This is a genomic window from Streptomyces barkulensis, assembly GCF_002843305.1.
In the GTDB taxonomy this organism is placed as follows: Bacteria; Actinomycetota; Actinomycetes; order Streptomycetales; family Streptomycetaceae; genus Streptomyces; species Streptomyces barkulensis.
Map to the genome: position 1 here is coordinate 1 of NZ_PGSG01000038.1, position 15,259 is coordinate 15,259.

General features: G+C 70.1%; 14 protein-coding genes and 1 pseudogene. 9 read left to right on the forward strand and 6 right to left on the reverse strand.

The features are described from left to right. Positions 1 to 10 precede the first annotated feature (10 nt). Complete coding sequence (locus CUT83_RS09115; protein ID WP_101254054.1) at positions 11 to 757, reverse strand: transposase family protein; 747 nt, start codon at positions 755 to 757, stop codon at positions 11 to 13. Between the two features lie 1,222 nt (positions 758 to 1,979). Here CUT83_RS09115 and CUT83_RS09130 point away from each other — a divergent pair. Together CUT83_RS09130 and CUT83_RS09135 are read left to right on the forward strand one after the other, a co-directional pair. Continuing rightward, positions 1,980 to 2,963 (forward strand): helix-turn-helix domain-containing protein, encoded by a 984-nt coding sequence (locus tag CUT83_RS09130; RefSeq protein WP_101255362.1) that lies wholly within the window; start codon positions 1,980 to 1,982, stop codon positions 2,961 to 2,963. After that, positions 2,960 to 3,151 (forward strand): DUF397 domain-containing protein, encoded by a 192-nt coding sequence (locus CUT83_RS09135; RefSeq protein ID WP_101255363.1) that lies wholly within the window; start codon positions 2,960 to 2,962, stop codon positions 3,149 to 3,151. The genes CUT83_RS09130 and CUT83_RS09135 overlap by 4 nt, the downstream gene beginning before the upstream one ends. Positions 3,152 to 3,221: 70 nt before the next feature. Here the strand turns inward: CUT83_RS09135 and CUT83_RS09140 are convergent, their stop codons facing one another. The 5 genes and pseudogenes from CUT83_RS09140 to CUT83_RS09160 form a co-directional block, all read right to left on the reverse strand. Then, positions 3,222 to 4,868 (reverse strand): hypothetical protein, encoded by a 1,647-nt coding sequence (locus CUT83_RS09140; RefSeq protein ID WP_101255364.1) that lies wholly within the window; start codon positions 4,866 to 4,868, stop codon positions 3,222 to 3,224. A gap of 181 nt (positions 4,869 to 5,049) precedes the next feature. Next, the gene (locus tag CUT83_RS09145; RefSeq protein ID WP_240958330.1) at positions 5,050 to 5,448 is read right to left on the reverse strand and encodes a hypothetical protein; all 399 of its coding nucleotides are present in this window, start codon (positions 5,446 to 5,448) and stop codon (positions 5,050 to 5,052) included. A gap of 219 nt (positions 5,449 to 5,667) precedes the next feature. Beyond that, a pseudogene (locus CUT83_RS31700) lies at positions 5,668 to 5,877 on the reverse strand (hypothetical protein); the annotation flags it as partial. A 357-nt stretch (positions 5,878 to 6,234) separates the two neighbouring features. Continuing rightward, complete coding sequence (locus CUT83_RS09155) at positions 6,235 to 7,977, reverse strand: alpha/beta fold hydrolase (protein ID WP_101255366.1); 1,743 nt, start codon at positions 7,975 to 7,977, stop codon at positions 6,235 to 6,237. Between the two features lie 113 nt (positions 7,978 to 8,090). Further along, positions 8,091 to 8,657: a TetR/AcrR family transcriptional regulator gene (locus CUT83_RS09160; RefSeq protein ID WP_101255367.1), complete on the reverse strand. Its 567-nt coding sequence runs from the start codon at positions 8,655 to 8,657 to the stop codon at positions 8,091 to 8,093. 180 nt (positions 8,658 to 8,837) lie between these two features. Here CUT83_RS09160 and CUT83_RS09165 point away from each other — a divergent pair, with 180 nt between their 5' ends. From CUT83_RS09165 to CUT83_RS09195, 7 genes are all read left to right on the forward strand, one after another. Continuing rightward, positions 8,838 to 9,665: an NmrA family NAD(P)-binding protein gene (locus tag CUT83_RS09165; protein ID WP_101255368.1), complete on the forward strand. Its 828-nt coding sequence runs from the start codon at positions 8,838 to 8,840 to the stop codon at positions 9,663 to 9,665. A 22-nt stretch (positions 9,666 to 9,687) separates the two neighbouring features. Next, positions 9,688 to 10,692, forward strand: coding sequence for an AraC family transcriptional regulator (locus tag CUT83_RS09170; RefSeq protein ID WP_101255369.1), 1,005 nt, complete (start codon positions 9,688 to 9,690; stop codon positions 10,690 to 10,692). A gap of 594 nt (positions 10,693 to 11,286) precedes the next feature. Then, positions 11,287 to 12,480 (forward strand): ATP-binding protein, encoded by a 1,194-nt coding sequence (locus CUT83_RS09175; protein WP_240958332.1) that lies wholly within the window; start codon positions 11,287 to 11,289, stop codon positions 12,478 to 12,480. Beyond that, positions 12,480 to 12,881 (forward strand): roadblock/LC7 domain-containing protein, encoded by a 402-nt coding sequence (locus CUT83_RS09180; protein ID WP_101255370.1) that lies wholly within the window; start codon positions 12,480 to 12,482, stop codon positions 12,879 to 12,881. Before CUT83_RS09175 ends, CUT83_RS09180 begins: the two co-directional genes overlap by 1 nt. After that, a complete protein-coding gene (locus tag CUT83_RS09185; RefSeq protein ID WP_101255371.1) occupies positions 12,878 to 13,252 on the forward strand; it encodes a DUF742 domain-containing protein in 375 nt (124 codons plus the stop codon). The genes CUT83_RS09180 and CUT83_RS09185 overlap by 4 nt, the downstream gene beginning before the upstream one ends. Next, the gene (locus CUT83_RS09190) at positions 13,236 to 13,823 is read left to right on the forward strand and encodes a GTP-binding protein (protein ID WP_372445182.1); all 588 of its coding nucleotides are present in this window, start codon (positions 13,236 to 13,238) and stop codon (positions 13,821 to 13,823) included. The genes CUT83_RS09185 and CUT83_RS09190 overlap by 17 nt, the downstream gene beginning before the upstream one ends. Positions 13,824 to 13,832: 9 nt before the next feature. Beyond that, positions 13,833 to 15,200 carry a cytochrome P450 gene (locus CUT83_RS09195; protein WP_101255373.1) on the forward strand — a complete coding sequence of 456 codons (1,368 nt, stop codon included), beginning with the start codon at positions 13,833 to 13,835 and terminating at the stop codon, positions 15,198 to 15,200. The last annotated feature ends 59 nt before the right edge of the window (positions 15,201 to 15,259 follow it).

Consider the following 15,259-nt stretch of genomic DNA (forward strand, 5'->3'; position numbering starts at 1 on the left):
TGAACGCTTCTCATCCTGAGCGCCAGGCGATCTCGATGGCGTGAACGGCGGCGACCGTGCGACCGATGCGGTTGGTGCTGCACCGGGCCTTGCGGAGGATCCGCCATTGCTTGAGGCGGGCGAAGGCGCGTTCGCCCGGGGCGCGCAGCCGGGCGTGGTCGCGGTTGTACTGCTGGTAGTGCTCGGGCAGGTCGCGATGACCGTAGTAGGGGGTGCGGACGGTCGCGCCGGCGCCCTGGTAGGCGCGGTCGGCCAGGACGAGGAGCTGACGGGACAGGCAGGCTTGGATCACACCGTGGGCGCGGGCTGCGGTCAGGTCGTGCGTGCGGCCCGGTGTCGCGCGGGAGAACCAGAGCGGGGTGCCGTCCGGGCGGGCGATGACCTGCACGTTCATCCCGTGGCGGCGGTGCTTCTGCGAGTAGTACGGCTCGTCCGCCGCGATGCGGTTGGTAGTGATCAAAGTGCCGTCGAGGATGACGAACCCCTCCGGCGGCAGCTCGCGCAGGGCCTCGTGCAGGCTCGGGGCGCGCTCGGCGAGGAGGTCGACCGTTTCGCTCACGTACCGGCCGGCGGTGGCGGTGGAGATGCCGAACCCCGCTGCGGCCTGGGCCAGGGTCTCGTTCTTGCGCAGGTGCACCAGGACCAGCAGGGCCTGGCGGAAGCAGCCCAGCTTCCGCCAGCGGGAGTTCAGCTCACGCCTTCGGGCGTAGATGAGCCAGGAAACGTGCTCCACGACTTCGTGGGGGACGTCGAGCATGGCACGATACGGGACCAACAGGGCTCCTGTGTCGAGACGTTGGCGAGTGAGATCACCAGCCGCAACGACCAGGAGCCCTGCCGCGTTACGGCCCCCCGACCACCAGCCGCCATCACCCACGAACCACAGGATGAGAAGCGTTCAGTGGTGCAAGGTGTCTGGTTCATGGCGTACGCGGCGTTCATGGGAGCTGTAACGCTGAAGCCTGCGGCCAGTAACGCCACGGCGAACAGGCTCCGGGCGGTCTTCCTGATGGTGGGCACGATGCGATATCTCCTTGAGGATTGGGTCCACGCTGCGTGAGCCGGGTTGCTTCCGAACGATGAGGAAACTGCCAGGTCGGGCGTGACGGTCGACCCTTCTGCGTTTCAACCCCGGTGCGGCGCCGTGTCGGCCGGGAACAGCGCGCGGGGTCTGGTGCCTTCCCGTTGCACGGCCGGTTCTGCCGCGGCTGCCGCACCTACGGCCAACTGCACGCCGTCGGCGAGTGAGTCGGCTGCCGAAGGCAGGTCCCCGTCGATGATAAGCACAGATGAAGCACAGATACCGAGCTCTTTCCGTGCGCCAGCGGAACAGGAGGTGACGCCGCTACGTCACGATGTCACCTCCTGTTCTGCTTGGCGCATGAAACAGGCCCAGTTGCCGCGTGGTCGAGGGCCTTCACGGCGAACGCCTCGGGCGGCGTGTTGCCCAAGAGCACTTCGCTGAGCCACAACCGGCTGCCCTGTGCCCGTGCCGCCGCGCTCCTGTCCGTGTACGCGGGTGAGCGCGTGGCTCTGTGCACTGCCGTCATGCCCGACGATGACGGGGTCCTACGGGCCCGCTGGCGCACCGAGCCGACGCCGGGCGACCGCGACTGGGCACTTCGCCGACCCCAGGGGTGAACGCTTCGGCCGCCCGTCCCGCAGCGGTGGCCGACCGGCCGTCGAGTGGCCGTTGGCCGTGAGATCCGGCCACGCGATCCGAGACCCCGCGCCAAGGGGTACACCTCGTCGTCGGCGGGGGAGCGGTCCGGGATGCGGTGTTGCCGGGGGCGTGCGGGGCGAGGTGGGGGCGCGCGAGGGGCGTGAACGAGTGCGGGACCGCGTACGCGGGGTGAGCGTACGAGCACTTCGGTGGACGGCGCGGGAGGTGTTCCGTCACGCTGAGTGGTGGCCGCGAGTGCTTTCGGTAGTCGTCGCGGTCCGGGTACTCAGCACGGAGCAAGCGGAGAGGGCGGCGGATGGACAACGTCGACAGGGCCGGGGTCGGGGTCGAGGTCGAGGGCGAAGTCGGGGCCGGGGACGAGGCCGACGACGAGGCCAGGATCGGGACCGGGGCCGGTGACGGGGACGAGGCCGCGCGGGAGGCCGCGGACGACGAGGAGCGCTCGGGCCCGGAACGGGAGTGGGACCGGGAGCCGCACCCCTCGGACAGCATGCGCACCTTCGGTGCGGTCGTCCAGGCGCTGCGCGAGCACACGGGCCTCAGCCGCGCCGAACTCGGCACCTGGGTGCGGTACTCCAAGCACACGGTGGCCTCGGTGGAGCTGGGCCGCCGGATGCCGGACCGCGCGTTCGTGGAACGCGCGGAACTCGCCCTCGGCAACACCGGCGCCCTGCGCAAGGCCGCCCGCCACCTCACGCGCGGCGAGGTGGGCCTCGCCGCCTGGTTCCGCCAGTGGGCGAGGCTGGAACGGAAGGCGGCGAGCCTGTCGACCTACGAGTGCCGGCTGGTGCCTGGGCTGTTGCAGTCCGAGGCTTACGCGCGGGCGGTGTTCGACAACAGCATCCCGCTGCTGACCGATGAGCAGGCGGAAGCCCAGGTCGCCGCACGACTGGACCGACAGCGGATGATGCGGGAGCGGCCGACCGTGCCGTTCAGCTTCATCGTGGAGGAGGCGGTCCTCCGGCGAGGGCTGGGCGGACCGCAGGTGCAGGCGAGCATGCTGGACCACGTGCTCGAACTCACCGCACCGCGCAACGTGACGTTCCAGGTCGTGCCGCTGTGGCTGGAGTTCCACGGTTGCCTGGACGGACCTCTGCAGATCCTGGAGACACCGGAGGGGCGGTGGCTCGGGTACTCCGAGGGGCAGCAGAACGGACGGCTGATCTCGGACCGAAAAGAGATGCGGCTGCTCTGCCAGCGCTATGAAACACTGCGCTCGCAGGCCCTCAACCCCATGGAATCCCGGGACCTGCTGGAGCGACTCCGAGGAGAGCTATGAGCAGCGGTACGACGGAACTCGCCTGGTTCAAGTCCAGCTACAGCGGCACCCAGGGCGACAGCTGCGTGGAGGTCGCGATCGCCGAACAGGCCGTCCACGTGCGGGACTCCAAGGACCTGGCCCGCCCCGCCTTCAAGATCGGCCGCGAGGGCTGGACCCGGTTCGTGCGCTTCGCATCGGAGCGCTGAACGACTTCGGGTGTGCTGTCCCCGCCGGGCGTCCCCGGTGGGGACAGCACACCATCTGAGCGGGAAGGCGTCAGGTAAGGGTGTTGCGCAGGTGTGGGCCGAGGTAGCCGACGTACACCTTTCCGGAGCGGGAGCAGTCGTCGTAGAAGTGGAGACGCGGGGCGATGGTGTTGCCCCCGCCGATCTTCAGGTGGGCCTGCATGAAGACTCGGCCATCAGGGTCCACAGCCTTCGGTACGGGGAGCATGCGCTCACCACGCAGTTTCGGCTTGCGGGCGACAGTGTCCGACTCGCGCATGGCCACCTTGGCCGCTGGGAAGGGAAAGACGCTGGAAGCGTCAGATTTGCACCAGTTCAGGAAATCGCCGGAGGTCGCACCGTCAGCGGAGGAACGGGCGAAGTGGTCCAGGGCCAATAGCCCGTCCCAAGCGACGTACAGCCAGTTGTCCACCGACTGGCTGTCGAGGGACCGTGTGATTTTTGGGTTGCCGGTGAACGAGATGCCCGGCAGCTCGTTCAGGCGTTTCAAAAGCTCGGAGAAGGTCGTTGGGTAGGTGATGTCCGCTGCGACAGCCGGGGTGTGGGCTATAGCGAACTGCCCCGCTTCTTGGAGCTGTTCACGCAGGAAGCGTATGAGCCGCTGGGATTCCTGGACCTTGTCGTACAGTTCCTCGTTCTCACCGCGTAGCTCGTTGCTGGCCTGGTCCGCCTTCGCAAGCTCTGCGTACAGGTCGTTGATTTCATTGACCCGGATGGATTCCGCGCGCTCCGCCTCGTCCAACAGCGCTGTCAGTGCCGTGTTTTCAGATCGGAGTTGAACGACATCCGTGCCGTCCGGGGTCGAGCGGGGACGAGTGCGCTGACGCGGAATGGTGAGCAGCGCGGCGGGCAGCGGCTGTCGGGAGGACAGCCGCTGTGGAAGCGCGGCGAGTATGGAGGCGGCGCGGCCGGGGTTGGCCTCGATGGTGCGACGCGACATCACGGGATGGCGTTGTGCGTCCGGTTTCCAGGCCGGGTCTATGCCCGGCAGGTATGTGCGGACGCCGCCCCCGAACACGGGGTGGTACTCCAGCGCGTTGTTGAACTCGATCTGCGCTTCCGGCGTGAGCACGTACAGCACGGCCAGTCCGTGCAGGTAGCGAAAGAGTGGTTCCACGACCGATCGCGACCACTCGTCGGAGTCCTTCCCGTACGGTGCCGTGGCGATGACGACGGGCATGCGACGGTTGCTGTCGCACAACTCCTCGATGACGTCGTCCACGTCATCGGCCTCGATGAAAGCGGGCGCGGCGGCGACGTAGGCGAGTGCGTCTCGTGCCTCCAGCGCTTCAAGGAGGGAGCGGACGATGTTCGGTGTGTTGGCACGCTTGGGAACTTCCCCTTGGCGGGCCGGCTGGTGCTCGATGTCGACCTGCACCCATGTACGGCCCTCGTCCTCCTCAAAACCGGAGCGCACAACGAGCGTGGACTGCCAAGTCCCAGAGGACGAGGAGGGCGTTTCGCGCATACGCCACCTGCTGTACGCGCCCTTCCGGCCGGATTCCGAATCACGGTCGAGGGTGGCGTGAGAGGCTATCTCGGTCCGCCCTTCGTCCAGCCCGGAAGGGTCGTAGCCCTTGCCGCGGATCCAGTCGATCAGTTGCCGCTCTGCGATGCCGCACGCCTGGACATAGTTGAGTTCGGTCGAGACCACCATGCGGTAGCCGCGTGGTTCCATGAGGGCTCCTCACTATTGGTTAGGAGGGGGGTGGCTTCGGCGGGTCCAGCCTTATGAGTCTGGGATACGTCACCAGCAGTGCCGGAAGTGCGGAACGCAGGGCGCGGAAGCATCGGGGCACCGCTACGTGCTCCCACGCGCCTCTTGTCGGAGCGGGGGAAGGCCATCTGATGGAAGCAGTTCATGCTGAACGGTCTTTGCCGCTGTCTCGTTTCCGGTCAACCGGCACGTAGCCGAGTTTCGTGCGGTCTATGAAACGATCGCCGAGGTCGCGAACGGGCGCGGGCTTCGGAACCTGTGCGGCCTTCGCCGCGGACTTCTTCGCAGTGGTCTTCGCGGCCGACTTCTTGCCACCCGCACGTGCGGTGGGCTTCGGCTGCGGCTTCTTGCCGTTCCTCGCGGCCGGCGTGTCACGCGCTGCGTACTTCTTGCGGAGCTGCGAGAGCTGTTCGCGTTCCTGAGTGACCAGGTTGGCGGGAAGAGCGTTGAGGAGGGCCCGCGCCCGGCTGAGCGCGTAACGTGCCTGAGGCCAGCGCTTCTTGTTGATCGCCGTGCGGGCCACCTCGATGGTCTGCTGCAAGGCTTTGATCTTCGCGGGCTGCCGACGGGGCATGGGGGACTCGGCTCCGCTGCTGCGCCGCTGGGACGCGGCGCGGGCACCCCAGTCCGCGCCCGAGGTCAGGACGACGGCTGAGCGCGGGTTGCTGGTCTGGCTTCTGCGTACCACGTGGTGCTGTTCCTTGCGTGAGGTCCGGCCGTTCCCGGGTGGCCGCACCTGCGGCCACCCAGAGACGGCGGATCAACCGTGCCGGGGCCCCTGGCCCGGGGGCGGAGTGAGGGTGGAGCGGTAGGTACCGGACTCGCCCTCGGTGAGCGGGTTCTCCAGCGTCAGGCCGGCGGCGGCCATCCGGTCGTACTCGGCAAGGACCAGCCGTTTGGTGCGGTACCCGCCGAACTTGGCGATCTCGTTGTTCTTCAGGCCGCCCGACTCCGATTGGAAAGACTCCAGGCGGTGCGGGGAGTCCGGGGCGGCGTCGAGGTCCTCGGCCCGGCGCACCTCGCCCATGTTCCCGCGCCCCACGGCCCCCGTGATCCGGAACCGCCCGCCGATCGTCTCCAGGCCCACCGGCCCTCCCCGCCTCACCCGTCGCATGCGTGCTGGGCCGCACCCCGTGGGGAGCGTATCCCTTTGCCCACCGAAGAGGGTCACATACTAACGTTTACTCAGTCAATGCATGGTCGCAGACTTGACTGACTCAGTTGTGTACCGGTGCCGTCGGCGCCGGTGGGTGCTGTGCGGCCCGGCGGCCCGGCGGCCCGGCGGGCCGGTGATCCGGCCCGCCGGGCCGCCGGCCGGAAGCGGGCGCTACGCGGCGGCGCGGCACCGTTCGTCGAGGATGCGCGCCACTGCTTCGGGGTGGGTGAGCTGGGGGTAGTGCCCGGCGCCGGGGACGGTGAGGACCGGGTGGGGCGACGGGTGCGCCAGGGGGTCGGCCTCGCCCGCCACCAGAGTGACGGGTACGGGCATGTCCCGCAGCTCGTGGCACAGCGAGGTCCGGTCGGTTTCGGCGGTGCGCAGCGCCGCGAGGACGCGGGCGGCCCCGCGCGGCCGGTGGAGAGCGGCCGCCGCGCTGTCGATCGCGGGGCCGGGCGGCACGTCCAGGGCCCTGGCGAGGTCCGCGGCCGCGATGCGGCGCAGGGCGAAGGTCCTGAGCCAGAGGTGACTTCGGCGGTCGGACGGTTCCCGCAGGAAGGCCGGCGCGATCAGCACCAGGCCGCGGACGCGGTCGGGGTGGCGCCGGACGTAGCGCAGTGCGGGGCCGCAGGCCAGGGAGTGCGCGGTCAGCAGCGGCCGGGTGGCAAGGGGCCGTATGAGCTCGGCCAGCCAGGCGTCCGTCGCTCCGTCGCTCGCGCTGGAACGACCCAGGCCGGGCAGGTCGGCCGCCAGCGCCGGTCCGCCGAGGCGCCCGGCGACCTCGGTCCAGGAGTCGGCGTCCAGGGGCAGCCCGTGCAGCAGTACGTGGTCCGGCCGGTGGCGCTCCCCCACGAGCCAGGTGCGGCTGTCGGCGACCTGGTGGAAGCCGTGCGGCCGCGCCGGCGCGCCGGTGGCGCCGAAGCGGGTGGCGACCAGGTGGTCGGCCCAGCTCCGCAGCGCCTCGTCCACGGGTGGCATGCGCAGTCCGTGGGCGCGTGCGAACGAGGTGGCGGACCGGGTCGGGTAGCGGTCCGCCGACAGGAACGACAGGGTCTCGGGGTCCGCGCGGGTGATGCGGCGGGGCAGGACCCGCAGCAGGGGAACCGGCACACGGCCCCGGGGCGGCCGTGTGCCGGTGTGCCGGGCCAGGAGCGCGACGAGTTCAGGCAGCTCGGGGGTGTCGTCGTCGAGCACCCAGTAGTCCTGCCCCGCGGCTTCGGGGTCCTCGGGGACGGTGGCGAGGAAACGGGTCAGGTGATCGAGGGCCACCACGGGCAGGAAGGTGCGGGCGTTGCCGGGGACGGCTCGCAGGCTCCCGCGCCACAGGTCGCCGACCATCGAGGCGAGGCCGATGAACTGGCCCGGCCCGATGACGGTGGCGGGGTTGGCGATGGTCAGGGGCACGCCGAGTTCGGCGGCCCGGCCGCGCACGGCGGTGTCGCCCTCGCGCTTGGAGGACTCGTAGGCGCCGAGCCGGCCGGGGCTGTCGGTGTTCTTTCCGGCGCCGTCCTTTCCGGCGTTGTCCTTCCCGGCGCTGACGCGGTAGCCGCTCAGGTGGACGAGGCGGCGCACGGAGTCCCTCGACGCGGTCCAGTCCAGGACGTTCAGCGCTCCGGTGACGTTGACGGCCCGCGCCTCGTCCGGGTCGAGCCCGAAGGCGAAGCGGGCCGCGCAGTTGTAGACGTCCCGGACATCGCGCAGACCGTCCGGGGGCAGGCCGAGACCGGGGCGGGTGATGTCGGCGGTCACGACGGTCAGCCGGCCGGTGTCGGTACCCGAGGCGCGCAGCCACGACAGCAGAGGGCCCGCGGAGCCCCGTACCGCCGCGGCCACATGGCGGCCCCGGCCGAGCAGTTCGGCCACGAGCGCCCGCCCGATGAAGCCGGCGGCGCCGAAGACGATGGAATCGGTCAACGCAACTCCCTTAATAGACTGGTCTACATATTTTTTGCGCAGCGGAGGCCGCCGGCCCGCACCCGTGCGGGCCGGCGGGGAAGTGGTGTTCTTCTGCGGTCCTTCCGCTCAGGTCACAGCAGGGACGCGATCGAGTGCGCCGCCCGGTCCAGGGGCTCGCGGCTGCGGTGCGCCTTGGCGAGTACCAGCGCGCCCTCGATCAGGCACAGCACGGTGGTCGCGGCCCGGCCGGGCGCCGGATGGCCGTCCGCGGCCAGGTGCTCGGCCAGGGCCGCCTCCCAGGAGCGGTACACCTCCGAACACGCCTTCTGCAGCTCCGGACTGGTGGCGGCCATCTCCAGGGCGACCGTGGCGACCGGGCACCCCTTGCGCCAGCCGGACTCCTCCAGCCTGTCGGCCAGGAGCCCGAGGAGGGCGGTGAGCATCTCGGCCGGACGGCGGTGGGCGGCGTCCTCGCCGAGGTCCGCCATCAACCGCGCGATCTCCCGGCCGCCCTGCCGTACGGACTCCTCGACGAGCTGCTCCTTGCCGCCCGGGAAGTGGAAGTACAGCGATCCCTTCGGGGCGCCGCTCGCGGCCACCACCTGGTTGAGGCCCGCACTGAAGTAACCGCCCGACTCGATGAGCCGCTGCGTCGCGTCCAGAAGCCGGCCGCGCGTCTCCTCGCCCTTCTGACCCATGCGGAGAAAGTAGACCGGTCTTCTTATTTTTTCAAGCGGTGGCCGGGGTGTCCGGCCGCAGGGGCGGCCCGCACCCGCGTACCGCACGCCCGCGCCCGCGCCCGCGCATCGAGACGATCGCGTATGAACGTGAGCCCGGCAGCCATGGAGCGTCCGCCGGGCGCGGACTTCAATGAAGCCATGAGCACCCAAGTAAGCGACACCGCACCCATCCTCGTCGTCGGAGGCACCGGCAAGACCGGGCGGCGGGTGGCCGACCGCCTCCGGGCGCTCGGCCACCCCGTACGTCCCGTCTCCCGCAGCAGTGAGATCCCCTTCGTCTGGGAGGACGAGAGCACCTGGCCGGCCGCGCTGGACGGGGCCCGCGCCGCCTATGTGACCTACTACCCCGACCTCGCCTTCCCCGGGGCGAAGGAGACCGTCGGTCGGTTCGCGGCCTTCGCCGTCGAGCGGGGAGTACGCCGCCTGGTGCTGCTCTCCGGCCGGGGCGAGGAGGGCGCGGTCGCCGGTGAGGAGGCGCTCAAGGCCTCCGGCTGCGACTGGACCGTCGTGCGGGCCGACTGGTTCAACCAGAACTTCAGCGAGGACTTCTTCCTCGACCCGGTCCGCTCGGGCGAACTGGTACTGCCCGCCGGGGACGCCGTCGAGCCGTTCGTCGACGCCGACGACATCGCCGACGTCGTGGTCGCCGCCCTCACCGACGACCGGCACATCGGCGAGACCTACGAACTGTCCGGCCCCCGCCTGCTGAGCTTCCACGACGTGGCCCGCGAACTGTCGGCGGCCACCGGCCGCACCATCACCTACACCCCGGTCGGCGCCGACGACTACCGTGCGATGCTGCGGGAGGCGGGCGCGCCGGAGGAGTTCGCGGACCTCTTCACGCTCATCACCGACGGCCGCAACGCCAGTGTGGTGCACGGCGTCCGCGAGGTGCTCGGGCGGGAGCCCAGGGACTTCTCGCAGTACGTCGAGGAGACCGCGGCCACCGGGGTCTGGGACGTCTGACCGAGCGGGGGAGACGAGCGCTGTGGGCACGATCGGCGGACTGCTGGGCAGCCCCCGGGCCAGAGGCGCCTTCCTGCTGAAGTCGGTGTTCAACCCGCCGTGGGGGCTGCGCGTCGAGGACCGCGCGCCCCTGTCGCTGGTCACCGTGCTGCACGGCTCGGCGTGGGTGCTGCGCGAGGGCGGCGGGCCGGCGCGGCTGGCGGCCGGGGACGTGGCGGTCCTGCGCGGGCCCGAGCCGTACACGCTCGCCGACGACCCCGCGACGCCGCCGGGCATCACGGTCGGCCCCGGGCAGCGCTGCGGCACCACGGCGGGGGAGGACCTCACCGAGGCGATGTCCCTGGGGGTGCGCACCTGGGGCCAGCCGCACCGCCCGGGGTCGACCGTGATGCTCAGCGGCACCTACCAGGCGCCCGGCGAGGTCGGGCGCCGGCTGCTCGACGGCCTGCCCGCCCTGCTGCTGCGGCCCGCCTCGGCCGTTCGCACCCCGCTGATCGACATGCTGGCCGCCGAGGTGGACAAGGAGGAGATCGGCCAGGAGGTGGTCCTGGACCGGCTGCTCGACCTGCTGCTCATCGACGTCCTGCGCTCCTGGCTCGCGGAGCCCGGCACCGGCGCGCCGCCCTGGTTCCGGGCCCAGGGCGACCCGGTGGTGGGGCAGGCCCTGAAACTGCTGCACGAGCGGCCCGGCCGGCCGTGGACGGTCGCCTCGCTCGCCTCCTCCGTCGGGGTCTCCCGGGCGGCGCTGGCCCGCCGCTTCACCGAACTCGTCGGCGAGCCGCCGATGTCCTACCTGACCGGGTGGCGGCTGACGCTCGCCGCCGAACTGCTGCGCGACCCCGAACTGTCGGTGGCCGGCATCGCCCGGCGGGTGGGGTACTCGGGCCCGTTCGCGCTGAGCGCCGCGTTCAAGCGGGAACGCGGCGTCAGCCCGCGTGAGTTCCGCCGGGGGGAGCGGCCCGGCGAGAGCGCGGACACCTGCTCCGACGAACGGACCGTCGTCCTCGGAAGCCACTCCCCGACGTGACCTCGCCCCCCGCCGGCCGACCGGTGGGACGCCGGGCGCCGCGGCCTGCCGAGCCGGCCGGGCCGCCTGCACGGAAAGAGGAACACGGCGCCTCTCGCCGCGAGGGCCCTGTCCGCGTCGAGCACGCCTTCGCCCGTATGCCCGTATGCCCGTATGAAGGCCCGGGGGATCCTCTGTGAATTTCACCTGAAAAGCGATGTCGTCGACCATGTCGTGCTCGGCTTCACGGCTTCACGGCTTCGCTCCCGCCGGGTGAGTGGAGAAACAAAACGCCCAAAAGGTGAGTGACAGGGAAATATGCCCGCGATAGCGAAATGGCCTGACTTTCCAAAAACGGCATCAGGATGCGCGGTGCTAAGATCGACGCGCTTGCTCACCAGCACCTTGATCGCCGGACCCAGGCCGCCAAGTGGGCCGTGGGAGGAAGTTCCTGACGGTGCGGAACGACAGCGTCCGCAGCGGCTACGCTTGGCGACGCCGAGCACGCAGCGGGCGCGGCGGGGGGATCGCGGCGTGCCGGTGCGCTTCTGCTTTTCCTGCGGCACAAGCGAAGTGCGGTCTTATTCATGACCCCTCGTTAAACAGAGAGAGCTCATGGCACATTACTTCACGGACCCAGTCTTCTGGGGTCTGGCTGCTGTGGCGCTTGTCGCCACAGCCGTACTCCTCCTGAGCAGACGGCGCGCCCGGCAGTTGGTCAGCGATTTAACGCTGAAGAACAACCGTATTGGAGAACTGGAGAGGGACCTGGCGGAAACCCGGAAACGACTGGCCGGGGCCGAGGAGAACGCCGAGGAGGCCGCCAGGGAGGTCAGGGAGATCACCGACGGAAAGATCTCCGCGGTCCTCAAGTCCGCCATGCAGACCCTCCGTCTCCTCGCCGGCGAGCAGCAGCTCATGCTGGACCGGCTGGAACAGGAGTACGGCGGCCACAAGATCCTGCAGTCACTGCTGGAGGTGGACCGTGCCAACGCCCAGTTCGCCCGTCGCGCCCTGGGCATCACGATCCTGTGCGGCGGGTTCCCCGGGCGGCGCAGGGAGCCCGCGTCGGTCCATGACGTGATCCGCAGCGCCCAGGGCCAGATCGGTCCCTTCGACCGGGTCCAGATCCGCTCCCAGAGCAACTTCGCCATCGTCCCCGCCGCGGTGGACGGTGTCGCCCTGGCCGTCGCCGAGCTGCTCGCCAACGCCGCGAGCTACTCGCGCCCCGAGAGCACGATCGAGGTGAACCTCCAGCCCGTCCACCAGGGGCTGTGCATCGTCATCGACGACGCCGGCCCGGGCCTGAGCCCGGAGAGGAAGCAGAAGGCCGCGGAACTCTTCTCGGGCGAATACCGGCCCGGTCTGTCCGAACTCGGCAACCCTCCGCAGTTCGGGTTCCCCGTGGTGGCCGAACTGGCGCGCCGCTTCGGCTTCGCCGTGGACGTCAGCACCACCTCACCCTTCGGCGGTGCACGGGCGATCGTGCGCGTTCCCGAGGGGCTCCTGACGACGGAGTACACCGAGCGGAGGAGCGCACCCGCCATGGCAGCCACCCCGCAGAACGCCCCTGCCCCGCAGAACGCCCCTGCCCCGCAGAACCCCTCCGGCGACCGCACCGCCAACGGCCTGCCCAAGCGGGGCGAACGCAAGGCTCCCATCGCCCTGGTGCACACCACCTCCGCGGAGGGCGGCAGGCAGCCCGGGCAGAACGTGGAGTCCGCCGCCGCCAGGATGGCGGCGCTGCAGAGAGGCACGCGGACGGGCCGACAGCTCCCCGTGACGAATCAGGAAGGGCAGGAGTCTTGATGCAGGAAGACCTGTCATGGATGCTCGCGAACATCCTGAAGGTGCCCGGCGCGCGGCACGCGCTGCTCGTCTCGGCCGACGGACTCAAGCGAGGCATGACCGAGGCCCTTCACCCCGATCTGGCCGACAGGACGGCCGCGGCGATGAGCGCCCTGCAGTCGATCAGCCGCTCCACGGCGGGCTTCGTGGGTTCCGAGGGGGAGTCGCAGTGGCGCCAGACGGTGGTCGAGTTCGACCACGGATGGCTTTTCCTCGTGGCGGCCGGCAGCGGGGCGTACCTGGCCGTCTCGGCCTCGACGGACGTCGACATGGAAGGGATCACCTTCCGCATGCACCAGCTCGTGCAGAGCCTCGGTGAAGAGATGACCGCCCCGCCTCGCGAGATGGCTGATGGAACGTGAGCACTGAAGACCCGGCCTTCGAGCTGACCGGAAGATTAGTACGTCCCTATGTCATCACGGGCGGCCGTGAGATTCCCTCCGAACGGGAGTTCTCGGTGACGACACTGATCACGGCCGCCGATGACGCCTCCGACAGATGGGTGATATCCCCGGAGAGCCGCCGAGTGCTGGAACTGTGCATGGGCGGCTACCTCTCGGTCGTCGAGATCGCCGGGTACCTCGGCCTCCCCCTGGGGATCGTCCGCGGGCTGCTCGCCGAACTGGCCGAAAAGGGAATGATCCTGACCCGTGCTCCGGTGCCGAGCGCCGAGCGTGTCCCCAGACAACTTCTCGAGGATGTACTGCATGGCCTCCGTGCTCGATTCGCCTGACCGTGGGCCGGTCCACCTGGGCCGGTCCGTCCGGACGACGGTGAAGATCCTGGTCGTCGGTCACTTCGGTGTCGGCAAGACCACCTTCGTCGGCAGCATCTCCGAGATCGAGCCGCTGCGCACCGAGGAACTGATCACGGAGGCCAGCGCCGGCGTGGACGACCTCGCCGGCACGCCGGACAAGACGACGACCACGGTCGCCCTGGACTTCGGCCGCCTCACCCTCAGTGAGGAACTGGTCCTGTACCTGTTCGGGACCCCCGGACAGCAGCGCTTCCAGCAACTGTGGGAGGACCTCTCGATCGGGGCCCTGGGCGCGCTGCTGCTGGTCGACCCGGAGCGGCTGGGCGAGTCCTTCCCCGTCCTGGACCTCGTGGAGCAGTACGGACTCCCGTGCGCGGTCGGGGTGAACCGCTTCGACGGATCCCCCTCCTACGCCGCCGAAGAGGTCCGCGAGGCGCTCAACCTGCCCGACGACGTGCCCGTGGTCTCCTGCGACGTCCGGGACCAGGCATCCTCGGCCAACACTCTGATCACCTTCGTGGAGTATCTCCTCTCCCGCACCGACTAGGAGCACCCCGTGCAGCACCAATCGGACTACCGGCAGCCCCCGCCCGGCTGCCCCGCCCACGGCAGAGTCCCCCTGTACACACCCGAGTTCGGGGCCGACCCCGACAGCTACTACAACCATCTGAGGCAGTTCGGGGCCAGCGCGCCCGTGGAGATGGCGCCCGGCGTCGAAGCGGAACTGGTGACGAGTTACGCTGCCGCGCTGCACATCCTGCAGCACCCCGACACGTTCGTCCGGGACGCACGCCGCTGGCGTGCCCTCAACGAGGGCCGCATACCGGCCGACAGCCCGGCCCTGCCCATGATGGGTTACCGGCCCAACGCCCTGTTCTCCGACGGAGCCGACCACGCGCGGCTGCGGCAGGTGGCGACCGACGGCCTGGACACCGTGGACCCCCATCAGCTGGGGCGCCACGTGGAACAGGTCGCCGACTACCTCATCGACCAGATCAGCAGCCGCGGCCGCAGGGCCGACCTCGTGACCGACTACGCCCAGCAGCTGCCCCTGCTGGTCTTCAGCGAACTCTTCGGGTGTCCGCCCGACATCGGCGACGACATCGTCTTCGGCGTCTCCGGCATCTTCGAGGGCGGATCCGACGCCGAGCAGGCCAATCAGATCCTCGGGCAGGCCCTGCACCGGCTCGTCACCCTCAAGCGGCGGTCACCGGGCGCCGACGTGACCTCCCAGATGCTCAAGCACCCCGCGGGCCTCAACGACGACGAGATGGTCAACCAGCTCGTCACGCTGCTGTCGGGAGGCACCGCACCGCTGACCTCCCTCATCAGCACGGGCATCGCCCTGATGCTCGGCGACGACCGATACACGGGCACCCAGGTGCTGGTCGAGGACGCCGTCAACGAAGTGCTGTGGAAGTACGCCCCCATCGCCAACTACGCCGTGCACTACCCCGTACAGGACGTGGAACTCGACGGCAGGGTCCTGCGGGCCGACGATCCCGTGGTGATCAGCTTCGCGGCCGCCAACACCGACCCCGCCGTGACCGAGAGCCGCTACGCCCTCAGGGGGCGGGCCTACCTCGCGTTCGGCGCGGGCCCCCACGTGTGCCCCGCCAAGGACCCCGCCAACCTGATCGGGACCAGGGCGATCGAGAGGGTGCTCACCCGTCTGCCCGACATCTCCCTGGGCATCGACTTCGACCGCCTGACCTGGCAGCCGACACCCTGGAGCAGGACACTCACCACCCTGCCCGTCCACTTCACCCCCGCCCCGCCGTCGGCCCGGCAGTCCCAGACCCATGCGCGGCAGGCCTCGGCGTCGGCCGCGGAGCCCGCCCACCACGCCGCGCCCCCCGTGTCGCAGTCCCATGCGAAGGCCACGCGGTGGAGTTCCTTCCTCAAGTGGCTCACTGGAGCGTGATCTACATAACAGCATGTGACGGAGGGATATTCGCATAGTCATCACGCCGCACGGGTAGG